A 23,481-nucleotide genomic window follows, 5' to 3' on the forward strand; every position below is an offset into this window, starting at 1 on the left:
TCAAAGGTAGGCAACCGTCAGAGTAGGCTCACCTGATGGGATCACGCTCTGCTTGAGCCTGCTTGAGGCTCTGGTCTTATTATTGAATTTCAGCTTATTGTTTAGTGGATTTTTAACTAATCTTTTAATTTTTGGCTCAATCTGGATTCCATAGCTTTTTCAAAAGAAAAGTTTCAACTCTCGTTAACCTTAAAACCATACTGCGAAGCCTGTCTGAAAGCTCTCTTAGGGGTGCACAAACGCGGAAAGTGCCAATGCCGGCTCACAACCTCGCTTTACATTTCTTCATATTTTTCATGCATCAAGTGCAATTGCCACCGGCACCTTAAAAAAAATGATCTGGATCACATGGGTTTAAAGTCACTTATCACCCACCCGCCATACAATTATCACCCTTCCTCCTAGGAATAAATCACTTTCTGCTAAACAAAAGCCCCCGATACTATGAAACAGGATGCAGTGTATAAACTTAAAACACCAGGAGAGAATTAAAATATGAAAACTTGGAACGTTTGCTATCACAACTGGTTAATTTTAGCAATGCCTTTAGAAGGCGGATGGGCGATCAAGTGCTTGCCACCAGCGAGACACAAAACCAGCACAAATTGGCAAGCCTACAAAACTATTGAAGAGGGAATGGCCAGCGCGAAAGAATACATTGACCGGGCGATTGCGCTTTATGTTCTAGCAGACACACTTTTGGAGCTGTGCGAAACCGGCAAGATCCAAGAGAATGAATGTCACGGCTTACTGCTATCTCTTGGCTATTGTTAAGTGATAGTGACTTCAATCTCGCATAATTTGCCTGCTAGTTGTTAATCTTTCGGTTAATTACTTTTAATGTGTATTCAAAGGTTATTTAGGTGTGAATGGATGTACGCTTTTGTGAGTCGGCTTTTTATTCCGATTTTAGAAGAGATAGACTTTATTATTAAGTTAGTATTTATACGGAAGCAGTAAAATTTTGTCCCCTTATTCAGCGGGGGACACCGGCATTCGCCAGCATCTCAACAAACGTTCAGCTTGCCGTCCGCAGCTCCTCTTGCAACATTTCTTGATAAACTGCCGGTAAAGAGCCGGTCATCGAATTGTCTTCGATTCCGTAGCCCAAACTCGTCCAAGTGCCAGAAAGCAATTTCAACACCTCTTGTAATCTTCCTTGGCGCAGCAGTTCGGGAATGTCCGTTCCCCAAGCCTCAAAGTCACTCAGCCAAGCGTAAACCACCGCATCTTGAAACTCTGGCTCAAAACTGTAGGAGTGCCAAAACAAAAACTGCGACGGATCAGGATGGTAGCGTTGTGCCATTTCATGCCACGTCGTTGTCAGCATCTGATAGCGACCGGCAGCCGTGGTGCAATTATTCACATTCGGGCCATTGACAATCCTCACACAGCGGTCAGGATGATCGCTCAAATCACCTGCATCCTCGCCGCCATACAGAACAGAATAAGGTCTGGAAACATTAGACTCACTGGCCGAGATCGTTCGCATCAGCGCCCGCACATAGGGATCGCCGCCGCGCATTGCCAGCGGTTGGGGCTTAACAACATAGTCAAAACCCGATTGCGGCCACCGATCCCCCGGCCAGTGCGATAGCAAAAAAACCAAACCGGCAGCAGCGGCACTGCCGGCAATAATACGCTTGAGTCTGGTCACGTTACTTGTCAGTTCCAAAACTCACCCTCGTGCGTCACCCGCACACTTACTCAACAAAGGGTAACTCCAGTGGCTGACCGGCAGTTTCCGCAAATCAAGCAACGCTGGCAAATAGCTGCTCAAAGGATTTCTCAGGAGCCTCTGCTGCTGCAACGATTTCTACAATTTTATTACGGGATGCCGGTTGAAACAACGCTTCAACACACACCTGCGCCACCTTTGTCCGGGGAATTCTGCCATCAAACTGGGTATCCGCTGAAGACATCTTCACCGGCAAATCATTATCCTCATTCTGAAGACCACCAGGCCGCACAATTGTGTAAGTCAGCCCACTACTCTGGATATACTCTTCCGCGCGTTTTTTCCACACCAAAATTAGCCAAAACAAATTCAGCGGATGGAAAAACTGGGAGGTACAGAGGGAAGACACCAAAACAAAATGCTGGATTCCCTTTGTTTTAGCAAGATCCACTAGATTTTTCGTACCTTCAAAGTCCACCTTGTAAGGGCCGGTGGGATCGAAACCAGGACTTGCGCCGGTGGCACACAACACGACCGTACTGTCGCCAATCGCAGCGCTGAGGCTGTCTGCGTTCAGAACATCCCCAGTCACGAATTCCACCTCTGCCGGCAAAATTTCTCTAGCAGCCTCTACATTCCGAACCAAAGCCCGGACGGGAATTTGGCGTTTGACTAGCTCTTTGACGATCCGGCGACCTGTTTGGCCGGTAGCTCCTGCTACAAATGCTTTCATAAGTAATTGTTAGTTGTTAGTGGTTAATCGCAACGGGTGAACGCTAAAGTAAAAATCTCTCCTTTTCTTTCTCTGGATAGGGGGGCCATACTCTTGTTTAAAGATATATGTATTGATAGAGATCACAAACCAGGCCGTAATTCAAGCACAAGAGAGCTTTCTAGAACCATCTATGGTGATTGAAACAGGAATTTCTCAGTACAGCCTCTACTGTTGGTTAGAAATCGCTCAAAACTCGGGCAAAATTACGGATTTCGCTTCCGGGCACAGAAATCTAAAGTAGGAAACAACTGTCGCCTCACAGCATTCTCAATCTAAGCAAACCGCAGTCATCTCAAGGATAGGGTGTCATGCAGTCGCAAGCCAGTCAACCTCAAATGTTTCAAGCTCCCGATGCCATTTTAGCTCCAGCCTCCATCGCAGTTAGCGAGCAATCAGAAGCCACTTCAGCGGAAGCGGCGGAACCGATCTGGTTTCGTACACGCTTTGTTGGCAGCATGGTCATGTATGCCGGCGCTCAAACCGTTGCCAACTATTTTGACGCCCACCAAGATTGGTTTCGCCGGTGCGCTCATCCGATGAAAGCAGATCCCATTGGAGAGAGCGGTTATGCTTTGACAGTCGGGCGATTTGGGGCGCTTGGCTATCAGGTAGAGCCGAAAGTGGGTCTTGACTTGTTACCGCAGCAAGACGGCGTTTACCTGATCAAGACGATCCCTGTGCCGAATTATACCCCTCCAGGCTATGAAGTTGACTTTCAAGCCGCCCAAACGTTCGTAGAAGTCCCCGCCGATCTTTCCGATGCCACACAAGGACAAGCCGGCAAACTCAGCACTGCCATGACTCGCGTGGAGTGGAAGTTAGACTTAGCCGTTGGCGTGTGCTTGCCCAAGTTTATCCGGGCGTTGCCCCAGTCCACGATTCAAAATAATGGGGATCGGTTGTTAGCCCAAATCGTTAAACAAGTGTCCCGCTGCTTAACCCATAAAGTGCAGGAAGATTTTCACGCGTCTTTAGGCAAGCCGGCGTTGGAATTCTTTAAGAAACAATCTTCTCAGAAGCGGAATGTGGCCACTTGCGAACAGTGTCATTAGGGCATTGGGCATGGGGCAAGGCTTCGCCAACCTAAAGGTATGGGCATGGGGAATGGCGCATTGGATCAGAATTCACTAGGGCATAGGGAATGGCTGCGCCAACCTAAAGGTACGGGAATAGCGCATTGGATCAGAATTCACCCTCTCCCTTCTCCTATGCCCCATGCCCCATGCCCCATGCCCCATGCCCTATGCCCTATGCCCCATTCCCCATTCCCCATTCCCATTACATTTTGCTGATAATCCTTTGAACAATATCCATGCCGGTTACAGCCTGCCACCCAAACAAACCCAGCAGCGCTAAATTCAGAACGATGTGGGTGTATCGCGCCCAATTTTGTCCTTTTTGCATATAAGGCGACAGGGACGCAGCAACGGCAATGAGTCCTGTCATGCCCAAACCGGCCAGTAAGTGAGGCCCGACAAACAGCTTACCGTTATTGATATAAGTCACGCCCATGCCAATTAGTGTGGTGACAACCATCGCCCCTAAGAGCAACGAACCGACTTGGTAGTGCTTGACATTGAACTTACCTTTAATTAGCTCTTTCTTTTTCTCACCGTCTGCGTTGCGAGTGCGCCGGACTAGCACACCCAAATACAGGGCGTAAAGAGAAGCCGCGAACAGCACCCACATCACGATGGGGTGGATAAATTGGCTCCAAACTTTAACTTCTGCCGGGATTTCCAAGCTCATAGGATTCGGACAATTTTTTAAGGAACTTTATAAAAATTATCATAATCGCTCTCACTTTAGGTGTAGTTGCCATTGCTACTAATCGTGGGCGGACGTGAGCCGGCCCTGAATAGAGTGCCGGCACCGACACCACCGACTCCCTCTTCGCGCTCGCACTTAATTTGCCACAGCAGCATCAGCAGGACAGCCGGTAGAGCGATAATTTCGATTGAACCTGAGTTGAGTAGAATGAGGAGTTTTTCTTCGGGAATCGAACGATCTCTTCCCCTAGAACTTCCAGAAGCAAATCAGTCTACGCCACATCTTTGATCCCCAAATCACTCGTGTACTCACTTTCCTTGACAGGAGTAGTCGAAATATCTAACTTTGGTTGGGTGGACGAAAATTAAATCCGCTGCAAAATTAAAGTATTCAAGTTTTTTTTACCGCTTGAAAAATAACCCAATGAAACTCTGACTTGTTGGCGCTCACGCCTCAGAGCGGAATCGTTGACGAGCATAATTTCCATGAGTAAGGTAATTTTGTTCGAGCCGATTCTCGACGTAAAGTGTGAACAATGCCTCTTGGAGTTCTATGAAAAATATTTGGGACACTCGTTTTGAGCTAATTTAGCTCAGCACAGATTTAAATATCAATCAGATTATTTTCTTGAAGGAGAACTCAACATGGCTACAACGATAGATGATACAAAGCGGCTGGCAATTGGCGAAAGATTGGCAGACCTCTTAGCATTTCAAAAATTTGTGATCTCTAACGATCAAAAACTATTGGCGGACTGCCCTTACGAAGATATTCGTGAACGTCTCCAAAATATGCTTGAGGATGACCAAAAAAACCTAGGCATTGTAGAGACTGTAATCGTTCAATACGGCATCCAGTCTGAGTCGAATGATGCAACCAAGAAATTTCTTCAGCAGTTTGAGCAGATGATGGCCGGCGAGGGGTTGTCTTACTACCAGCGGCTGATTCAGCATGAACTGCTCAAACATGGTCAAGCCATGAGTGGAATCGTTATCCACAAAGCCGCGCAGGTAGTGGGGGCTGATATTGAAGTCGCAATTGGGCCTTTAAATACCGTCAATTTTGAGGGTCGCGCTCATCAAGAACAACTCAAAGGAATGCTTGAATTGGTGGGTGTCCGCGAAATGACCGGCAAAGATCCAGATCAAGGACTCTGGGCGCGGGTGCAAGACGCGATCGCTGCATTTTCAGGTGTTGCCGGCAGCGTCATGACCCAAAATACTGACAAAGAGGATATGAATATCCAGACCCTTATCCGTCTGGATCACAATAAGGTGAATACTATCTTCACCGAAATTGGAGCGACGAAAGATCCTCAAAAGCTCCAAGAGTATTTCGCACAACTCTACAAAGATTTGTTAGCACACGCTCAAGCTGAAGAAGAAATCGTCTATCCAAGAGTTCGCTCCTTCTATGGCGACGATAATACTCAAGAGCTATTCGATGAGCAAAAAGAAATGAAGCGGATGCTAGACGAAATCAAGTCTATTGATACCGCTTCAGCCGACGAATTCCGCTCAAAAGTAAAACAGCTCATGGAGGCTGTTGGCGATCACATTCGTCAGGAAGAAAGCACGATGTTCGCAGCAATCGATAAAAATTGCAACGACTCGCAAAAAGAGCAAATGGCAACTGAATTCAAGGCCGCTAAAAAGAAAATTCAGGAAGAAATGGCAGCCTCTATGAAATAAGACCAAGCATTTTGATGGACTGAGGGCTGAGAAAGCTATTGTTGAGCGTTAACTAACAATGCTCAAGCAAAGTTTCAAGCATTTGCTAGAACAGTAAAAAAGCTGAGATCAGTTTTAACAGCCCAAAATTTCAGTTTATTCAAGAAAAGCTTTCTGGGTTCCATGTTAAGCTTAAACCCGGTAGTTTATGAAACTATCGGGTTTTACCTCGTTAGAATGATCATTGTTTTTTTATGCCACAACTCATTGAACAACCAGTCCGTATTGAAGCAGCCGGTAACAAACCCAAACTGATTGACGAGTACATCGGTCGGGTTAACACTGAAACCGAAGCACTTAGCATCGCTCTCATGCGTTCTCCGAGCGGGTGGGTTGAACCGGGGCAACGCCCGGAGTTTGATGAATTTACTATAGTTCTTAAAGGCACGCTTAGCGTCGAGTTTGAAGGCGGAAAAATGGAGGTGCGTGCAGGACAGGCTGTGATTACGAAAAAAGGAGAGTGGGTGCGTTACAGCACACCGACTGAAGAAGGAGCAGAATACATTGCTGTTTGCCTGCCGGCATTTTCGCCCGATACTGTCTGTCGGGATTCAATTTAAAGGTTTACTCCTATTATGTTGGTTAACGAGTTATTTACCGTTACCAACATATAATGGCAAAAGATTTAAAAAAAAAGGCTTTGAAACGATTGCCGGCTTAAACAAATGATTGTCACAATCAATAAATTAAATCGAATTTAGCTATCCAAAGCCAAACAAGCCCTCAGACTGATGGCTCCTTTAAGGCTCAAGGATAATAATTGGTTAAACCAAGAAATAATCTATTATTCGAGATTTTCTATTTTGGTAGAAAGATAAACATGAATAGCTCAGATGTAAAGACGACTCCAGATCAGGCCGAGTTGTGGCAAATTTACCTGAAGGGAATGCAAAAATTAGCTCAGCTTTGGGCAGAATCAATAGAGGAATCATTAAAGATTGCCGGCAAAACGATGGTTGGCGAACACTCAGCATTTCTCGAAATAACTGAACTCTATTGGAGCATCTATGAAAAAACCTTTGGCAGCGCTCTGCAAAGCCCAAACTTCGGGTACAGCCGTGAGTTTAACAACAAACTGCTAAAGGGTTTTGATGCTTGGATACAATTTACTAAGGCAACTTTTGATTATCAAGGGGAGCTGGTTGAGGTTTGGATGAAAGCCTTTGAGGAGTTGATGCGGGAATTAGCATCTTCCGAGGAAACGGGTAAAACCGTTCAAAACTGGCAGCAGCTTTTGCAAGTCTGGAGTCGCGTATTTGACCGAGTATTTGCACAGAAATTTGGTTCAGAAGATGCTGTTGCACTCCAGGGGAAGTTCTTAAACGCAGCCATGAGCTATAAATTCCAGCAGCAACAGCTCATGGAAGTATTTTTGAAAATGTATAACTTGCCGACTCGAAGCGAAGTAGACGAGATTCATCGCAACATTTATGAGTTGCGTAAGGAAATTAAAAGCCTTAACAAAGCTTTGGGAGAATCCCAGGCTAAAGGTTGAATGATCAAAAACTACTTCGTCTTAACTTTGTAATTCTCTTCAGTGTATTTTTCTACTTCTATAATCAGAGTAAACCAGCGATTGAATGACTATCCGCTATGACTGCAAAATACCAAGTTAGCGATTGGGATCTAACCCAAAAGCTGGGCAGAGGCATGGAGATTTTAAACCGGCTGCGCGAGGAGGACATTCAGGTTGGGTTGACTCCCAAAGAAGAAGTCTACCGAGAGGACAAGGTGGTGCTTTACCGCTTTATGCCAAAGGTGGAATCTTCGCTTAATATTCCCATCCTGATTAGTTACGCTTTACTTAATCGTCCCTCTATTGTTGATTTACAGGAAGGGCGATCTCTCGTTGCGAACCTACTCAACCTTGGCTTGGATATTTATCTCATCGACTGGGGTTATCCGAGTCGAGCAGATCGTTGGCTGACCCTCGACGACTACATCAATGGTTATATCAATAACTGTGTGGACGTAGTCCGCGCTCGCCACCAGTTAGAGGCAATTAATTTGTTGGGGATTTGTCAGGGAGGAACCTTCAGTCTTTGCTACAGTTCCCTTTACCCAGACAAGGTGAAAAACCTGATTGTTATGGTGACTCCAGTTGATTTTCATATCAATGAGGGACTTCTCAATGTTTGGGGTGGATGCAGTCTGGGTTCACAAGCTCTAGACGTGGATCTTATGGTGGATACGCTGGGCAATATTCCGGGTGACTTCTTGAACTTAGAGTTTATACTGCTGAAGCCTTTTCAGTTAGGGATTCAGAAGTATATAGACCTTCTAGAAACCATCGACTCTGAAGACAAGCTGCTCAACTTTCTGCGGATGGAAAAGTGGATTTTTGATAGTCCTGACCAAGCTGGGGAAGCCTACCGGCAGTTTATGAAAGATTTCTACCAGCAAAACAAACTCATTAAAGGTCAGGTCGAAATCGGGAAGAAGCGAGTCGATTTGGGTAATATTCGCATACCAATTTTGAATATCTACGCCGAGCAGGATCACCTAGTTCCTTCAGCATCCTCCTTAGCTCTTGAAAAATATATTGGTAGTGAAGATTACACCGTGCGCTCCTTCCCAGTTGGCCACATCGGGATGTACGTGAGTAGTAAGGTGCAGCGAGACCTGCCTCCAACGATCGCCGATTGGCTTAAAGTGCGAACCTAAAACAGTATTTGTTATTGTTTGATACTTGCTTCCTTGTTCTCGTTGCGGCGTCCGAACAGGGTGCGAACAGCAGTAAAAACTTCGGGCGCTGCGAGGACGATGGATGCCAACGAGGCAACCGTCGCAACTTGGCAATACTCACAAAACGCTTTGTTCTCGCTCCATTCTTCACGCGCTAACTCGGCAGAAACAACTCCATCTAGCACGAGCTTAACGCCCATTGCGATAGGGAGAAGGGGGTTGCGCCTAGCGCGATCAAGACCACCCGCCGCAGCCAACCAGGCCGTGAGGGCGTAGTTAACCACCATGATTGGCCCATCTGGTGAGTTAAACCGGCTGTAAGCGTAATTAGAAGCGTCAACGCGATCAGCATCGAAAAGCTTTTGTCCTGGAGGATCGGGTAGGTGACTGACGACGCCGGTTTGGTAGAGCGTAACGAGTTGTCCCATTGAACCTCCGAGCATAGACAAGCCGATAATTGCTCGCCGGCGCGTCATGTCGGGGTTCTTTCCTTTACGCAATTCCTCACTCAGTTGTATTGGCTCCATAAGGCGCAATCCTCTATAACGTATGGGTTGGCGAGGCAGCAAGAAAAGCGGGGGTTTTCGAGGTAGTGCGTCAACGAGTTCGCCCTGCGCTTGCTGCAGCTCAATTTCCTACTATTTTGGAGAATCCTGTTAAATGCGTACACTTACGCAGGAGGTAGTTTTAAAACGCTCTATTAAAAATATGTGTATTTATTAATACAAGCCGGCTTAAAAATATCTCCTTTTTCTTCTAACTAGTTTCGATAGGCTTAACCTTAGACTTCCCTAAGGTAAGAGGTTAGTCAGCTAGCAAACAACTATTATGTATGAGATGGCAAAATTACAGAATTCTGATCCGCATTTTCACTCAAACAGAGGGTTAATTTTATGGTGCCGCTTCAAAATAAACGTCAAGCTGTACGCATTTTAGCTGTGGATGATATAGAGGATAATTTGTCTCTACTAGAGGCGATTTTAAGGGAAGAAGGCTATGAGGTTGATACCGCTACAAATGGCAAATTAGCCTTAGCTAAGATAGAAGCATCTCTACCCGATTTAGTATTGATGGATGCCATGATGCCAGGAATGGATGGTTATGAAGTAATTCGGCGCATTCGAGAAAATAAAAAGCTTCCCTTTATTCCTGTTCTTCTAATCACGGCGTATGAAGATGCTAATGCAGCGCTCGGATTAGATTTAGGGGCTAATGATTTCATCCGTAAACCGATTGAGTATGAGGAATTAATGGCAAGAATTAAAGCTTCGCTGCGGATGAAATCGATGCTAAATTCTCCTCAATAGTTGATTATGGCATTGCACTTTGTGATGCAGAAATTTTGACTTGTAGCGGCAAGATGACCGTGAAGGTAGAGCCAACTCCAACCTGTGAAACCAGTTCTATTTCTCCTTGCATTAGTTTGACTAACTGTGAAACAATTGCCAACCCTAAGCCTGTACTATCGGGAACTTGAGTGTCGCTATTGCCGGCTCGAAAGAAAGGGTCAAAGATCCGTGACTGATCTTCTAGTGCAATCCCCACCCCAGTGTCACGAACTGCAATAGACCACTGGTGATCAGATGGCATCTGGCACGTTAATTGAACAGTTCCCGATGGTGTATAGCGAATCGCATTGCTCAGAAGATTCGTGACAATTTGCTGCAATCGCAAAGGATCTGTCAGCACTTTTTCGGGAGCTTGTTCGCAATTAACGACTAGCTGTAGATCTTTCGCAGCAGCCAAAGGCTCCAACATTTTAAACACATCGTCGATTAAAGCCCGCACATCTGTTGGTTCAGGGTTCAGTTTCATCTTCCCTGCTTCATACCGGGAGATTTCTAATGTATCGTTAATCAGCCGCAGTAACTGTCTACCATTGCGTACCACCCGCTCAATGTGTTCGAGATGGGGAACGCTGTCCTGAACTTCAGGGGTGCTTCGTGAAGAGCGCAAAATCAGTTCCGAGTAGCCAATAATCGAATTGAGCGGGTTTTTCAGTTCATGCGCTAGTTGAGAGACATTCTCCTGATTTTCTTTTACCAAACGAGTGAGTTCTTGGTTCGTTAGTTCTGCCTGACTTTGTAGCTGCTGAAGTTCCCGTAGTCGTTCCTCAACATAACTTTTAAAACACTGGGCAATCGCTTCGTCTATTGTGGCGTTAATTACATCATAAACTCGTATTACTTCCCGAACTGTACTGTCTAGTAAGTCTGTCTCTAAAGCCGAGAAAATTACTTGGCGCAATAGACGATACTCCCGCGCAATTTCTGTTGGAGCAAAACCCTGTGCAGCCCGCAGAACGCCATGTTCCAAGCTGTTCTGCACGATTGATTGAATATTGCTGTCCTGGGATTGGGAAAGCACGGTTGTCATCGCTCTGAGAACGTCGGGAACATGATTTTGTATAGCTGAGTAAGGTAAATTGTTGGAACTCGAAATCTGCCTATCGATACGAACTGCTTCAACCCAGGTTTTGGTAATTTTATCTATTTTTTCAGCAAGCATTTGACTAAAATTCATGTTTGATTAGGTGCAGAGGGAGTAGGTGAGAAGACCCTCTTGGCATCATTTTAGGTTAGCGCTTGCTCAATTTACCAAACTATGTGACTTCTTGCTAGAGCATAACTTCCAGTTCAGTTTCTATCACTTTGGATTAGAGCAAAGTTGTCGAAGTCTAGAAATTATCTTTTTTTGTATTCAACGTCACAAAGCTGCTTAATCTTATGTCCTTTCTCAAGGTAGATGAGCCGGCCAAATCGATTAATATTAATTCCCTTCTTTAGGTAGATGAGCCGGCAAAACGGACAAGTTATAGTTTAAACAATTGCTTTTTTTTGAGGTTAAGAAAATTAAAGTTAAATAAAAAAATATTTCATTTAACAGGGTTTTACCCTAAGAAATCTCTCAAAAACATTAGAGGGTTTTCTTAATAAACCAGAAAAATGTTTGTAAAGCCAAAAATTTAATAATGACTTTACAAACTGCATATAGGAAAACTGAAGACAACTCTAGCAGCCACCCAGTTCTTTTTAGTTATCGCTTCCGTAGGATATTGAAGTAGCTTTCCCAAAATTGTTTCTGGGCTTCAATTGACAGACGAGCTACCAAAGCCTGGAACTCCAGAGAACTCGTCATCACCTGTTCCTGAAATTTTAAGGTGTTATCGAATGTATCGCGAAAGTTTTCCATGTTGAAACTTTGCATATTTGGTAGGGTAGATGACCAGCTATTTAAAATTTCTCTCTGGATCTCGCTCAACTGTCTTAAGAACTGGTCGAAATTACTTGTCAAAACCATTGCATTTCTCCTTTGCTTGTCTTATTTGATACAAATTGGCTTGTCTACTGTTTGGCAAACTTTGTAATTAATCATTCTAGTGAATTAAGGAGATAATTTCAATGAGATTAAGAATCTTAATTAAACATCTATTTTTTGCAAAAGCCGCCTTCTAAATTTTTATTGGAAATACAGAAGATTATGAGATATATTCTGTAAATGCATAATGATTATTAAAAAATTACTGAATAAATTTTAGGAAAATTATAAATACGATAAAGTCAGAGCAAGCTCTTATAAATGGTGAATATTTTGTGATAGTCCCAATGAAATTCACTTTCACAAGCCTCTTGCTTTAAGTTGGTAGGGCTTGAAGACACAACACTCTAAAAAACGGTGAAGAAGTATGCAAGAAGCTTATATTGTCTCAACAGTACGCACGCCGCTCGGTCGGTTTGGAGGAGTGCTTGCCGGCTTTTCTCCAGTAGACTTAGGTGCCCATGTCATGCGAGCAGCCTGGGAAAAAACAGGACTATCCAGGGACGCTTTAGATTTGTACATCTTTGGCAACGTACTCAGGGCGGGGCATGGGCAGTCCTTACCGCGTCAGGCAGCTTTCAAGGCTGGAATTCCAGAGACGGTGAACGGGTATGCTGTGGATATGGTTTGCTCGTCGGGAATGATGAGTGTGATGAACGCTGCCACAACAATCCGCGCTGGTGAAGCCGAACTCGTACTTGCTGGGGGAATGGAATCGATGTCCCAAACCGGCTTTTTCCTATCACATCGAGCGAGATGGGGTTACAAATTTTTGCTGGGTTCTCCAGAGCAACTCACCGATATCTTGCTCTACGATGGTCTCACCGATCCCACCACGGCTGAAGGGATGGGAGAGCAAGCTGAGCGGCTGGCAGAGGCTTACGATGTTAAGCGAACTGACTTGGACAACGTTGCGCTCTACTCACAGCAACGAGCAGCGATCGCAACCGAAAAAGGCTGGCTGAAGAAAGAAATCGCTCCAATCGAGATTGAAGGGAAAAAAGGGTTGCAAATCGTAGACAAAGACGAGGGAATCCGTCCCGAACTTACCTTAGAAAGTCTTGCGAAACTCAAACCGGCTTTCCGAGAAAATGGAGTGTTCACTGCCGGCAATAGCAGTCAAATATCAGACGGAGCAGCCGCTCTCGTTTTAGCAAGCGCTAGCGCCGTAGAACGTTACAACCTCAAACCTCTAGCGCGGGTGATTGGAGGAACCTGGGTCGGTGGAGAAGCTTGGCGTTTTCCCGAAGTTCCTATCCTGGCAGTCAACAAGCTTTTAGACAAGCTCAAAATGAAAGTAAGCGATTTTGACTTGTTCGAGAATAACGAAGCGTTTGCGCTGAGTAGTGTTTTATTTAATCGCGTGCTGGGCATTCCTTACGAAAAGCTGAATGTCTATGGCGGTGCGATCGCGCTAGGGCATCCCATCGGGGCTTCTGGGGCACGAATTATCGTCACCCTGCTTAATGCCTTGCAGGAGCGAAATGGGCATCGAGGGATAGCAGCCGTTTGTCATGGAACTGGTGGCGGAACTGCGATCGCGCTGGAGCGACTTAGCTAATTTCAAGCTTTAAATAGCAATTGTGAAAAGGAGATTTCAATATGCCGGCAGATTGTTTTTTTGATAATTCAGAAATCTCTAATTCTGAACAGAGGGAAGAGTGTAGCTCATGGCTTCTTTAAAACTGGAAGATAAAGTCATTTTAGTAACCGGCGGGAATCGCGGAATCGGAGCGGCCATTGTTGCTTTGTTGCAGGAATTAGGCAGCAAGGTCGCCTACACCTACCGCAGTAATTGCGATGCTCAACAGGGAGCTTTGGCAATTCAAGCCGATGTCACCGACAAAGCAGCAATGGAAGCAGTGGCAGAACAAGTTGAAGAGAAACTAGGGCCAATTTATGGCGTGGTGGCGAATGCTGGAATTACCAGCGACAACTTTTTTCCCAAACTAACAACTGAAGACTGGGATGCCGTGATCGACACGAATTTGAAAGGAGTTTACAACACCCTCACTCCCGTGATCCCCAAGATGTACGAGCGCACAGAAGGCTCTGTTGTTTGTATCTCCTCGATTTCAGGTGAGCGGGGAAACCTTGGTCAAACCAACTACGCGGCATCTAAGGCAGCAGTGATTGGTTTCGCCAAGTCCCTCGCGAGAGAGGCGGCGCGATACGGGGTACGAATCAACGCGGTTTCACCGGGATTCATTGAAACTGATATGGTCAAGTCAGTTCCAGACAAAGTCAAAGAGCGCATTGTATCCGAGATTCCTTTTCGTCGCTTCGGTAAACCGGAAGAAGTTGCCTGGGCAGTCGCTTTCTTACTTTCGCCGGTTGCTAGTAGCTACATAACCGGCGAAGTTCTGAGAGTCAACGGTGCCCATTACACATGAGGGTTAAATTTCAGCCAGTGCCGGCGACGATCCCCACGCTAATTACATTTAGATAATGATAGGAGCTAATTATGAACATCGAAGTTGAAGAACGGCGAATTAATGTAAATGGTTTAACCACCCGCTACTTTAAAGCCGGCAATGAGGGTCTACCGTTAGTGCTGCTACATGGAGATAGCGCCAGCGCTTTGGATTGGTCTTGGGTGCTTCCCAAACTGGGAACAACTCACACTGTCTACGCACCGGACTTTCCAGGTTTCGGCGACAGTGCTAAACCCAACCGCGAGTATTCCCTGGAGTTTCTCAAGCAGTTCCTGATTGATTTTATGGAGGCGCTGGGAATTGAGCGGGCAGTGGTAGCCGGCAATTCACTCGGAGGTCAGATTGCCCTACGCTTTGCCCTGTCGCGTCCCGAACAAGTCGCAGCTTTGGTGCTGGTAGACAGTTCTGGACTGGGTTACTCAGTCACCCCCCTTTTGACTCAGTTCGCAATCCCTGTGTATGGGGATCTGGCGATTACTGGGTGCAAAACGCCTCCGGGCGCTAAGATGCGGTCTTGGTTACGGGCAACGCTGTTTTTCGCTCACCCTTTGCGGGTTCCTGATGTGTGGATAGCGGAACAAGAGCGGATGGCCCAGATGGGTGGTTTTCTGGAAGCTACTCTGTCCTCACTGCGTGCCCAGGTGAATGTATTTGGACAGTACCAGGTGTTGCTCGACTCGCTAGGGCAGTTGCAGATGCCAACGCTTGTGATCTGGGGGACGGAGGATCGGGTTTTCCCAAAAGAGCAAGCACAGGATGCAGTGAGCCGGTTAAAGCAAGGACATCTCGCCTTGCTCCCCGACTGCGGTCACTTACCTCATGTCGAGCGGCCAGAACTTTTTAGTGCCGAGCTGAGCAAGTTTCTCAATCAAGTTGTTGCTTAGACATCTCTTCCTCGCTGTCAACCTTGCGACTGATGTAGGTAAGTTTACTGTCAAGTAATTATTAAGAGAAGTAAACTTTCTAGATGTCTAGCAAACTCAACGTTTCTAGATTGACTCTACTTGGCATAGCGAAAGAATTTGTAATCAGAACTTTAAGGAGTAACATCGATGCAACTGAAGCCAATTAATCAGCAAGTTGTTGCCGTCGTTGGGGCTTCCAGCGGCATCGGACGTGAGGCAGCCCTTCAATTTGCTAAGCAAGGGGCAAAGTTAGTGGTCTCGGCTCGCAGTGAATCGAAGCTAGCGTCTTTGGTAGATGAGATTCAGGGCTTTGGCGCTGAGGCAACCGCTATCGTTGCCGATGTCACCGTATTCGAGCAGGTCAAGGCGATCGCAGACCGTACGGTTGAAGTTTATGGCCGGCTCGATACGTGGGTGCATTGCCCTGCCGTTGGACTCTTTGCCACATTCGACAACACCACACCGGAAGAATTTAAGCGAGTCATTGATGTTGGCCTCATGGGACAGGTATACGGTGCAATGGCGGCACTACCCCATCTCAAGCGTGAGGGACGGGGAGCGCTGATCCACATTTCTTCAATGGAAGGCTTGCGAAGTCTCCCCTACCAAAGTGCCTACTCCGCAGCAAAACACGGGATCGAGGGATTCATCGAAGCGATGCGCGTGGAGCTGCAACATGAGGGTCTACCCATTAGCGTCACGAGTGTAAAACCGGCAGTCATCAATACACCCTTTTGGAATAATGGTCTCACGAAGCTAGGCGTTAAGCCGTCAGGGATACCGCCTTACTACGACCCCAGGTTGGTGGCTGATGCGATCCTCCACGTCGCCGAACATCCAACTCGTGACTTCTTGGTGGGGGATGCCGCGAGACTTCTAGATGCACTACAGCGGATCTCGCCCGAACTGGCCGATTCCTTGTTGCTGCTCATCGGCTTCCAGGCTCAGCGCACCAACGTGGCGAAGTCCCCAGATGATCGCAATAATTTTTACGAGCCTTTTCCAACCGATGCCAGAGTTGATGGAGACTTCACCAATCTAGTGATACCGAGCCTTAGCGACTGGCTGGCGAAGAATTTTTCTCTCCTGTGAGGCGCAGTAAGCGAAGCTAACGCGTAAACGAATTGTGTTGCAAGGTTAGCTTTCCTTTCAACACAATTCCTTAGAAAGCAAGCGTAACAATTATTTTTTTTTCCGACAAATCATCTGTTATTCGACAGATGTATTGATTGAAAAGTTGAGTTTGTAGATTTCAACTAAACGATTCAGGCGTGAATAATTTTGAATAAAAACTTTAAGGAGTAGCATTGATGCAACTGAAGCCAATTAATCAGCAGGTTGTTGCCGTCGTTGGGGCTTCCAGCGGTATCGGACGTGAAACAGCCCTTCAATTTGCCAAGCGCGGGGCGAAGTTGGTTGTTTCAGGTCGTAGTGAATCAAAGCTCGCACCCTTGGTAGATGAGATTCGCGGCTTTGGCGCTGAGGTAACCCCTGTCATTGCTGATGTAACCGTATTTGAGCAGGTTAAAGCGATCGCAGACCGAACCGTGGAGGTGTATGGCCGGCTCGATACGTGGGTGCATTGCCCTGCGATCGCCGTCTATGCCGCTTTCGATAAAACAAAACCCGAAGAATTTCAGCGCGTTATTGATGTCGGCCTCATGGGGCAGGTATATGGCGCGATGGCAGCCCTACCCCATCTTAAGCGTGAAGGGCGGGGGGCGCTGATTCATCTCTCTTCAGTTTTAGGCCGGCGAAGTGTGCCGCTTCAAAGTTCCTACTGTACGGCAAAGCACGGGATGGAAGGATTCATCGAATCCCTGCGCGTGGAACTGCAACATGAGGGCATCCCCATCAGCGTCACAAGTGTCAAACCCGCCGCAGTCAACACACCTCTCTACAACAATGCCCTCACGCGGTTAGGCGTCAAACCGGCAAGCCTCCCACCCTTTTACGAACCCAGTTTAGTCGCTGACGCAATCCTCTATGTTGCCGAACATCCCACCCGCGACTTCCTGGTTGGGGATGCGGGGAGAATGATAGATGTACTCCAGCGGCTTTCTCCATCTCTGGTAGATTTCATATTGGAGCGCGTTGCCTTCCAACTACAGCGCACTAACCAGCCGAAGTCTGAAGATGGGCCAAACAATCTCTACGAGCCTATCCCATCCCATGACAGAATTGAGGGAGACTTTAGAAACTTAGTGATACCCAGCCTTACTGATTGGTTGGATAAGAATCCAGCGCTTAAGTGGGGGGCACTCGTCAGTACCGTTGCCTTAGCGTTTCTGGCGGCACAAGCCTTCAAAAATGGGGGACAAATTTAGCTTAAGCAGCATTCATCACCTTTACCGTTAACAAACTTAGGAGATAACCGGCTCCTTCTTCTCAAAGGTACGATTTAGCGATAAGTTGACATTATTCCCGATGCAACGAACCCCAATCATGCCCTCGAAGAAGGACATTTTATTAATCCAGGCTGCGAGAAGTGGCGATATCGCCCAACTGCAAACCACACTCGCTCAGGGTGCTGATGTTAATGCAACGAATCAAGATGGCACCTCTGCTTTAATGTTTGCCGCCCGGTATGGCTACACCGAAATTGTTCGGCTGCTACTGGATGCCGGCGCGGATGTCAATTTGGCCAGAAAACGTTTTGGGATTACGGCGTTAATGTTAGCCGCCGCTAATCAGAGAGTTGACACAGTGCGCCTTTTGGTATCTAGAAACGCAGAGGTGAATGCTAAAAATGATGATGGCAGCACAGCGTTAATGGCGGCAGCACTTAAAGGAAGTCTTGAGTGTGTGCGAATCTTGTTGGATGCCGGCGCAGAAATTAATGTCAAAGATAAGGATGATGATACTGCGCTGAAACTGGCTCTCAAGTCTCCTAACGCTGCCGTGGTGCAACTTTTGCTCGAACACGGGGCAGATGGGAATATAACTGTAGAGGACGGTAAAACGGCTGTCATGCAGGCAGTTGAGGGCGGAAACTTGGCAGTTGTAGAGGCTTTTTTAACTGCCGGCGCTGATATCAATGCCCAAGATGAAGAAGGCGAGACAGCATTAACTTTAGCCGCCGATAGCGGTAATACCGGCATCGCCCAAGCCTTACTGAATGCCGGCGCTGATGTGAATGCCAAAAATCCGGATGGATGGACAGCATTAATGGCAGCAGCGGCGGGGGGTTATGCAGAGACTGTCACTGCCTTGCTGAATGCCGGCGCAGATATCAATGCCAAAAATAATGATGGGGAAACCGCTTTACACTTAGCGGCTGTCGAAGGTCATGCCGGCGTTGTAGAACGGCTTGTCAGCCAAGGTGCAGATATATTAGCAAAAAACCGGCTGGGTGACACAGCTTTAATGGTTGCAGTCTTGCACAATCACAGCAAAACAGTAGAAATTTTGCTTCAAGGCGAGAAAGGGCAAGTGCAGTCTCTTCTGAAAGCAAGGAACTCCGGGGAAACCGCTTTAACTTTAGCTGCAAGTGCCGGCCATGTGGAAACCGTGCAAGTATTGCTCAAGGCCGGTGTTCATCCTAACACACGTTCAGAGGATGGAAAAACAGCGCTGATGAAAGCAGCTGATCGTGGTAAGGCTGAAGTCATTCAAGCCTTATTAGCAGCCGGTGCAGATGTGAATCTTTTGGATAATGCCGGCGCATCAGCCTTAATATGGGCAGCACATCGCGGGCATGAGGGGGCTGTTAAGCAATTGCTAGATGCCGGTGTGGATATCAATGTAAAAAACCGGGGGGGTTACACCGCTTCTATGATTGCGGATTTCAATGGTTATAAAAATGTAGTGAAGTTGCTAAAAGCTGCCGGTGCCCAAGAGTGAGATAAATTAGGGGAGGTAAAAGGTTTTTTGGGCTTGTTGCAAAAACTAGGAAGGGAATATTTAACCACAGATTCCGCAGGTGCAACCCGAATGTGCTGCGCTTGTCATTCAAGTTCCACCTGCGTCCACAGATCAACACAGATAAATGCAGATAAAGCTGATGGTTTATTTGTGGTTAAAATTATTTTTTTTGACTGTAATTAAATGCAGATAAATGCAGATAAAGCGCGTTTTTCATCTGTGTTCATCTGTGTGCATCTGTGGTTAAAAAAATCTTATCTTTCTTAATTATTACACTCGCCAAAAAATCCCCAAATCCCAACGTCACCGCCAACAGACGGCTAGAAAGTGAAAATAAATGAAAATATTTGTACCGGGACGACTTTGCCTATTTGGCGAACACAGCGATTGGGCAGGAGTTTATCGCTCAATTAATCCCGATTTAGAAAAGGGATACGCCCTGGTTGCCGGCACAAATCAGGGACTTTATGCAAAAGTTAAACCTCATCCAACCCAGCTTATTCTTCGCGTCTCTCTCAGTGATGGCAGCCGACAAGAAATCCAACTTTCGATGGATGAGAAAACCCTGCTGGCTGAAGCTGAAAAGGGCGAGTTTTTCAGTTATGCTGCCGGTGTGGCTTATCAATTTCTCACCCAGTATGGAGTTTTTGGGCTTGAGATTGATAATTATTTAACAGATTTGCCGGCTCAGAAAGGTTTGGCATCTAGTGCTGCGATTTGCGTGCTTGTGGCGCGGGCGTTTAATCGCGTTTACAAATTAAAAATGACAGTTCGTCAAGAAATGGAGCTTGCTTATTTGGGTGAGATTTTGACATCTTCTCGCTGTGGGCGAATGGATCAAGCTTGTGCTTATGGAAACCAACCCATTTTAATGATTTTTGATGGTGATCGCACGGATGTTATTAAGTTAAAACTACAGAAAAATTTATATTTTGTCATTGTTGATTTGGGTGCCGGCAAAAATACGAAGGAAATATTAAGTCAGCTCAATCAAGGTTATCCGTTTGCTGACAATGAAGTGCAGCAGAATGTTCAAAAATATCTCGGTACGATTAATTCGGAAATTACACAGGAAGCAGTTGAAGCGCTACAAAAAGGCGATGCTGAAAAAATTGGGGCGTTAATGAAACGGGCACAGGCAGAATTTGATCAACATTTAATCCCTGCTTGTCCATCCGAATTAACTGCGCCGGTTTTGCACCAACTTCTGAATTACGAACCCATTCAACCTTATATTTTAGGGGGGAAAGGGGTTGGCTCGCAAGGCGATGGTTCCGCACAGTTTATTGTAGAAAATGAGAAAAGTCAAAAGCAAGTTATTGAAATTATTGAGCGAGATTTTCCCCAAATGCAATCCTTAAAACTCACACTTCAGGCAGAGAAAAAAGTTCGCAAGGCGGTGATACCGGCTGCCGGTTTTGGAACTCGGTTATTTCCCGCTACGAAGGCGATAAAGAAGGAACTTTTTCCGATTATCGACAAAGATGGCAGGGCGAAGCCGGTGATTTTGGCAATAGTTGAAGAAGCCCTTAGTGCCGGCATCGAAGAAGTGGGGATTGTGGTGCAAACCGGCGATCGCGAATTGTTTGAGGATTTCTTTAAAAATCCGCCGGCACCTGCACTATTTAAGAAGCTCTCGCAGCAGAATCAGGAATACTGCGAATATTTAGAAGATTTAGGGCAAAGAATTACAATTGTGACACAAGACGTTCAAGAAGGCTACGGTCATGCGGTATTTTGTGCCAGAGAATGGGTGGGAGATGAACCCTTTTTGCTGATGTTGGGCGATCACGTTTATTCATCGGAGACTGAGACTTCTTGCGCCCGTCAAATTATCGAAATATACGAGCAAGTTGAGCAAAGTGTTTTGGGTTTAACGGTGATGCCGGCAGAAATAATTTCCAAAGCAGGTTGCGTTGCCGGTTTCTGGCAAGAACCCCAGTCTATCCTTTCAATCACGCAACTTTCTGAAAAGCCCACAATTGATTACGCACGCCAACATCTCCGTGTTGACGGAATGCCAGAGGATCAGTTCCTGTGCGCCTTCGGATTATACGTCCTCACGCCAAAAATCTTTGACAGCTTAGAAGAGAACATTAATAACAACTTGCGGGATAAGGGTGAATTTCAGCTAACATCCGGGGTAGAAAGATTACGGCAGGATGAAGGAATCACCGGCTACCTTGTCAGAGGTAAATGTTTTGACACGGGATTACCAGAAACTTACTGGCAAACGCTGATTGATTTTAGAAAATCTGAAGGCTAATTAAAGCATCCTGAATATTCCATCCTGATGAGTATGACTCATATTGGTATTCAGGTTGCAGCCCTTGGAGTTAAACACATATATTGTCAGCAAGCGATCCCATCTAAAACTACAACATAGATCGCCGGCACAGTTAACCTCCTGCCAGAGGGGCGCTTAGGGGCATCTGATAGCGCGTTCAGTTGTTGCCAGGGTGCAGCAGAAAATTGCAGTGATCGCACGCGCAAATCATCCCAATTCGCATTCACTGAGACAACACGCGTTCTCGCTGTCCCACTTTAAGACTACAGAGGGATAACCTCACTGAATGCAACTTGGTAGGAAGGATCACTCCAGGGTTAATGCAGGTTGTTGAAACAATTAGCAACCAATTTTCTGCACCCGTCGCGTTCAAAACTCAATTTAAGGCTGTGCCAATTATTTACTGAATATGAGGAATCCCACCCCAGGTTCAAACTTGCAACGTCCCCGCAACTTTCTATTTGAAAAAACGCTCAGGCTGGGTTGGGTACTGCCCAGCTTTTTAGGGGTTTTTCTGCTAACATCGCCCGTCCAAGCTAACGAGCAATCTTGGCAAATTGATGTTGAGCAAAACCAGGCTTCTGTGGATCGGCAGACAGCGCAAACGCTCACATCCCAAAACGCAGAACAACCGCCCAGTGAGCCACTTACCGTCGCGGTTGCTGGACAAACTCAGCTTCAGAATGTCGAGGTAAAGCCAGAAGGGTTGATTATTCGCACCAGTGGTAGAAGTCCAAATGTTGAGGTCAAGCGAAGTCAAAATCGCACGTTGACAACCATTGATATCGCCGGCACGACACTCTCGCCCCAGTTGCAAAACCGCAATATTACAGTAAATAATCATGGCATCAGCAACCTGCAAATCATCCAACTCAAAAGCTCACCGCCGGTTGCCCGCGTGATTTTAAATATGAACTCCTATAGCCCAGATGTGCAGGCATCTGCCAAGTCGGGCGGTGTGGTGGTGTGGCCCAGAGGAGGAGCAGCGCCCAGCATTGAAGCGTCTGCTCAACTGGCTACAATTCAATCGATTCAGTTAGAAAATAACGGCACGCAAGTTTCTGTTAAAGCTGATCGATCCGTTACCTATACGACGGGTTGGGATAGAGCAACTGCAGCTTACAAGATCACCATTCCCTCAGCGCAGCTGGCTCAGCAAATCACGAATGTTCAGCCACCAGCCGGCAGCCTTGCATTATGGGTGCGCGTTTTGCAGGAAGATTCGCAAACCGTTAGCATCCTTGTGCAACCAGGTGCAGGCGTGCAGGTTGCCGGAGTAACTCAGCCTAGCGGCCAATCCCTATCCTTGCAACTGCAACGCACGCAAGCGGTTCTTGTGCCGCCACTGCCGGATGAAGAACCTGTGCCGGTGCGACCGCCAACTCCCGTACCGCCTAGAAACCCGACTCAGCCGGCACCCTCACGTCCGGTTCCCAAGGGGCGAGTGGTGGTAGCGATCGATCCGGGACATGGGGGACGTGATCCCGGTGCAGTGGGAATTCGAGGTTTGCGGGAAAAGGATGTTGTCATAGACATTTCCAGGCAGGTGACGCAATTGTTAGAAGAACAGGGCGTGCAAGCGATTATGACAAGAACAGATGACCGGGAAGTTAGCCTAGAAGCGCGTGTGCAGATGGCTGAACGGGTGAATGCCTCCTTGTTTGTGAGTATTCACGCTAATGCAATTAATATGAGCCGGCCTGATGTGAATGGCATCGAAACTTACTATTACAGCAGCGGTTTAGGCTTATCTCGCGCGATTCACAAAAGCATTCTTCAGACTACAGGTTCACGAGATCGGGGGGTGAGACAGGCGAGATTTTATGTACTAAGAAGAAGTTCTATGCCGGCAACTTTACTTGAAGTCGGGTTTGTCACCGGCGCGGAAGATGCTGCTAGGCTATCCAATGCTGGTTACCGTACTCAAATGGCACAAGCGATCGCACGGGGCATTCTCCAGTACATTCAACAAGGTCGTTGACAGCCGATATCGTAGGGGCGTTAACGCAGCGTCCCCTTTGGGGATAGCATGAG

21 protein-coding genes are annotated in these 23,481 nt (G+C 46.6%); 15 read left to right on the plus strand and 6 right to left on the minus strand.

All coding sequences use genetic code 11. The features are described 5' to 3' along the window. The first annotated feature begins 495 nt into the window (after positions 1 to 495). Positions 496 to 774, plus strand: a complete 279-nt coding sequence (locus H6F73_RS16725; protein ID WP_190759903.1) for a hypothetical protein — start codon at positions 496 to 498, stop codon at positions 772 to 774. 244 nt (positions 775 to 1,018) lie between these two features. Here H6F73_RS16725 and H6F73_RS16730 read toward each other — a convergent pair whose 3' ends face one another. Next, positions 1,019 to 1,657, minus strand: coding sequence for a glycoside hydrolase family protein (locus tag H6F73_RS16730; protein ID WP_347239556.1), 639 nt, complete (start codon positions 1,655 to 1,657; stop codon positions 1,019 to 1,021). Positions 1,658 to 1,751: 94 nt separating this feature from the next. After that, a complete protein-coding gene (locus H6F73_RS16735) occupies positions 1,752 to 2,411 on the minus strand; it encodes an SDR family oxidoreductase (protein WP_190759904.1) in 660 nt (219 codons plus the stop codon). Between the two features lie 350 nt (positions 2,412 to 2,761). Here H6F73_RS16735 and H6F73_RS16740 point away from each other — a divergent pair, with 350 nt between their 5' ends. Continuing rightward, positions 2,762 to 3,505 carry a DUF1997 domain-containing protein gene (locus tag H6F73_RS16740; protein WP_190759905.1) on the plus strand — a complete coding sequence of 248 codons (744 nt, stop codon included), beginning with the start codon at positions 2,762 to 2,764 and terminating at the stop codon, positions 3,503 to 3,505. Positions 3,506 to 3,731: 226 nt separating this feature from the next. Here the strand turns inward: H6F73_RS16740 and H6F73_RS16745 are convergent, their stop codons facing one another. Further along, positions 3,732 to 4,202: a DUF4079 domain-containing protein gene (locus H6F73_RS16745; RefSeq protein WP_190759906.1), complete on the minus strand. Its 471-nt coding sequence runs from the start codon at positions 4,200 to 4,202 to the stop codon at positions 3,732 to 3,734. Between the two features lie 665 nt (positions 4,203 to 4,867). Between H6F73_RS16745 and H6F73_RS16750 the strand changes: the two genes are divergently transcribed. The 4 genes from H6F73_RS16750 to phaC all read left to right on the plus strand — a co-directional run bounded on the left by H6F73_RS16750 (position 4,868) and on the right by phaC (position 8,617). Then, on the plus strand, positions 4,868 to 5,914 hold the full coding sequence (locus tag H6F73_RS16750) for a hemerythrin domain-containing protein (RefSeq protein WP_190759907.1): 1,047 nt from the start codon (positions 4,868 to 4,870) through the stop codon (positions 5,912 to 5,914). Positions 5,915 to 6,147: 233 nt separating this feature from the next. Next, positions 6,148 to 6,513: a cupin domain-containing protein gene (locus H6F73_RS16755; RefSeq protein WP_190759908.1), complete on the plus strand. Its 366-nt coding sequence runs from the start codon at positions 6,148 to 6,150 to the stop codon at positions 6,511 to 6,513. A gap of 260 nt (positions 6,514 to 6,773) precedes the next feature. Next, entirely contained in the window at positions 6,774 to 7,448 is a 675-nt protein-coding gene (phaE, locus tag H6F73_RS16760; RefSeq protein ID WP_190759909.1) for a class III poly(R)-hydroxyalkanoic acid synthase subunit PhaE, read from the plus strand. Between the two features lie 98 nt (positions 7,449 to 7,546). Continuing rightward, the gene (gene phaC / locus H6F73_RS16765) at positions 7,547 to 8,617 is read left to right on the plus strand and encodes a class III poly(R)-hydroxyalkanoic acid synthase subunit PhaC (protein WP_190759910.1); all 1,071 of its coding nucleotides are present in this window, start codon (positions 7,547 to 7,549) and stop codon (positions 8,615 to 8,617) included. Between the two features lie 11 nt (positions 8,618 to 8,628). Here phaC and H6F73_RS16770 read toward each other — a convergent pair whose 3' ends face one another. After that, on the minus strand, positions 8,629 to 9,165 hold the full coding sequence (locus tag H6F73_RS16770) for a vitamin K epoxide reductase family protein (protein ID WP_190759911.1): 537 nt from the start codon (positions 9,163 to 9,165) through the stop codon (positions 8,629 to 8,631). A 366-nt stretch (positions 9,166 to 9,531) separates the two neighbouring features. Between H6F73_RS16770 and H6F73_RS16775 the strand changes: the two genes are divergently transcribed. Further along, positions 9,532 to 9,945 (plus strand): response regulator, encoded by a 414-nt coding sequence (locus H6F73_RS16775; protein WP_190759912.1) that lies wholly within the window; start codon positions 9,532 to 9,534, stop codon positions 9,943 to 9,945. 4 nt (positions 9,946 to 9,949) lie between these two features. Here the strand turns inward: H6F73_RS16775 and H6F73_RS16780 are convergent, their stop codons facing one another. Both H6F73_RS16780 and H6F73_RS16785 read right to left on the minus strand, forming a co-directional pair. Continuing rightward, positions 9,950 to 11,146: a HAMP domain-containing sensor histidine kinase gene (locus H6F73_RS16780; RefSeq protein ID WP_242072516.1), complete on the minus strand. Its 1,197-nt coding sequence runs from the start codon at positions 11,144 to 11,146 to the stop codon at positions 9,950 to 9,952. 528 nt (positions 11,147 to 11,674) lie between these two features. Continuing rightward, a complete protein-coding gene (locus H6F73_RS16785; RefSeq protein WP_190759914.1) occupies positions 11,675 to 11,938 on the minus strand; it encodes a hypothetical protein in 264 nt (87 codons plus the stop codon). A 385-nt stretch (positions 11,939 to 12,323) separates the two neighbouring features. On the opposite strand from H6F73_RS16785, the gene phaA reads away from it, so the two are divergent. The 8 genes from phaA (at position 12,324) to H6F73_RS16825 (ending at position 23,428) form a co-directional block, all read left to right on the plus strand. Further along, complete coding sequence (gene phaA, locus H6F73_RS16790; RefSeq protein ID WP_190759915.1) at positions 12,324 to 13,517, plus strand: acetyl-CoA acetyltransferase PhaA; 1,194 nt, start codon at positions 12,324 to 12,326, stop codon at positions 13,515 to 13,517. A 109-nt stretch (positions 13,518 to 13,626) separates the two neighbouring features. Beyond that, positions 13,627 to 14,349, plus strand: coding sequence for an acetoacetyl-CoA reductase PhaB (gene phaB, locus H6F73_RS16795; RefSeq protein WP_190759916.1), 723 nt, complete (start codon positions 13,627 to 13,629; stop codon positions 14,347 to 14,349). 71 nt (positions 14,350 to 14,420) lie between these two features. After that, positions 14,421 to 15,275, plus strand: coding sequence for an alpha/beta fold hydrolase (locus H6F73_RS16800; protein WP_190759917.1), 855 nt, complete (start codon positions 14,421 to 14,423; stop codon positions 15,273 to 15,275). A 168-nt stretch (positions 15,276 to 15,443) separates the two neighbouring features. Next, on the plus strand, positions 15,444 to 16,388 hold the full coding sequence (locus H6F73_RS16805; RefSeq protein ID WP_190759918.1) for an SDR family oxidoreductase: 945 nt from the start codon (positions 15,444 to 15,446) through the stop codon (positions 16,386 to 16,388). Positions 16,389 to 16,606: 218 nt separating this feature from the next. After that, entirely contained in the window at positions 16,607 to 17,623 is a 1,017-nt protein-coding gene (locus tag H6F73_RS16810) for an SDR family oxidoreductase (protein ID WP_190759919.1), read from the plus strand. A 118-nt stretch (positions 17,624 to 17,741) separates the two neighbouring features. Then, positions 17,742 to 19,139: an ankyrin repeat domain-containing protein gene (locus tag H6F73_RS16815; RefSeq protein ID WP_190759920.1), complete on the plus strand. Its 1,398-nt coding sequence runs from the start codon at positions 17,742 to 17,744 to the stop codon at positions 19,137 to 19,139. Between the two features lie 358 nt (positions 19,140 to 19,497). Beyond that, a complete protein-coding gene (locus H6F73_RS27295) occupies positions 19,498 to 21,426 on the plus strand; it encodes a sugar phosphate nucleotidyltransferase (protein ID WP_190759921.1) in 1,929 nt (642 codons plus the stop codon). A 430-nt stretch (positions 21,427 to 21,856) separates the two neighbouring features. Then, complete coding sequence (locus H6F73_RS16825) at positions 21,857 to 23,428, plus strand: N-acetylmuramoyl-L-alanine amidase (protein WP_190759922.1); 1,572 nt, start codon at positions 21,857 to 21,859, stop codon at positions 23,426 to 23,428. Positions 23,429 to 23,481 lie beyond the last annotated feature (53 nt).

This window comes from Microcoleus sp. FACHB-68, from assembly GCF_014695715.1.
In the GTDB taxonomy this organism is placed as follows: Bacteria; Cyanobacteriota; Cyanobacteriia; order Cyanobacteriales; family Oscillatoriaceae; genus FACHB-68.

Coding starts and splice junctions, on each gene's coding strand:
- H6F73_RS16770 (WP_190759911.1), bottom strand. CDS start 9,165: ATGGAGCCAATACAACTGAGTGAGGAATTGCGTAAAGGAAAGAACCCC.
- phaC (WP_190759910.1), top strand. CDS start 7,547: ATGACTGCAAAATACCAAGTTAGCGATTGGGATCTAACCCAAAAGCTG.
- H6F73_RS16805 (WP_190759918.1), top strand. CDS start 15,444: ATGCAACTGAAGCCAATTAATCAGCAAGTTGTTGCCGTCGTTGGGGCT.
- H6F73_RS16725 (WP_190759903.1), top strand. CDS start 496: ATGAAAACTTGGAACGTTTGCTATCACAACTGGTTAATTTTAGCAATG.
- H6F73_RS16810 (WP_190759919.1), top strand. CDS start 16,607: ATGCAACTGAAGCCAATTAATCAGCAGGTTGTTGCCGTCGTTGGGGCT.
- H6F73_RS16815 (WP_190759920.1), top strand. CDS start 17,742: ATGCCCTCGAAGAAGGACATTTTATTAATCCAGGCTGCGAGAAGTGGC.
- H6F73_RS27295 (WP_190759921.1), top strand. CDS start 19,498: ATGAAAATATTTGTACCGGGACGACTTTGCCTATTTGGCGAACACAGC.
- H6F73_RS16785 (WP_190759914.1), bottom strand. CDS start 11,938: ATGGTTTTGACAAGTAATTTCGACCAGTTCTTAAGACAGTTGAGCGAG.
- H6F73_RS16735 (WP_190759904.1), bottom strand. CDS start 2,411: ATGAAAGCATTTGTAGCAGGAGCTACCGGCCAAACAGGTCGCCGGATC.
- H6F73_RS16780 (WP_242072516.1), bottom strand. CDS start 11,146: ATGCTTGCTGAAAAAATAGATAAAATTACCAAAACCTGGGTTGAAGCA.
- H6F73_RS16775 (WP_190759912.1), top strand. CDS start 9,532: ATGGTGCCGCTTCAAAATAAACGTCAAGCTGTACGCATTTTAGCTGTG.
- H6F73_RS16800 (WP_190759917.1), top strand. CDS start 14,421: ATGAACATCGAAGTTGAAGAACGGCGAATTAATGTAAATGGTTTAACC.
- H6F73_RS16740 (WP_190759905.1), top strand. CDS start 2,762: ATGCAGTCGCAAGCCAGTCAACCTCAAATGTTTCAAGCTCCCGATGCC.
- H6F73_RS16750 (WP_190759907.1), top strand. CDS start 4,868: ATGGCTACAACGATAGATGATACAAAGCGGCTGGCAATTGGCGAAAGA.
- phaB (WP_190759916.1), top strand. CDS start 13,627: ATGGCTTCTTTAAAACTGGAAGATAAAGTCATTTTAGTAACCGGCGGG.
- H6F73_RS16745 (WP_190759906.1), bottom strand. CDS start 4,202: ATGAGCTTGGAAATCCCGGCAGAAGTTAAAGTTTGGAGCCAATTTATC.
- H6F73_RS16825 (WP_190759922.1), top strand. CDS start 21,857: ATGAGGAATCCCACCCCAGGTTCAAACTTGCAACGTCCCCGCAACTTT.
- H6F73_RS16755 (WP_190759908.1), top strand. CDS start 6,148: ATGCCACAACTCATTGAACAACCAGTCCGTATTGAAGCAGCCGGTAAC.
- phaE (WP_190759909.1), top strand. CDS start 6,774: ATGAATAGCTCAGATGTAAAGACGACTCCAGATCAGGCCGAGTTGTGG.
- phaA (WP_190759915.1), top strand. CDS start 12,324: ATGCAAGAAGCTTATATTGTCTCAACAGTACGCACGCCGCTCGGTCGG.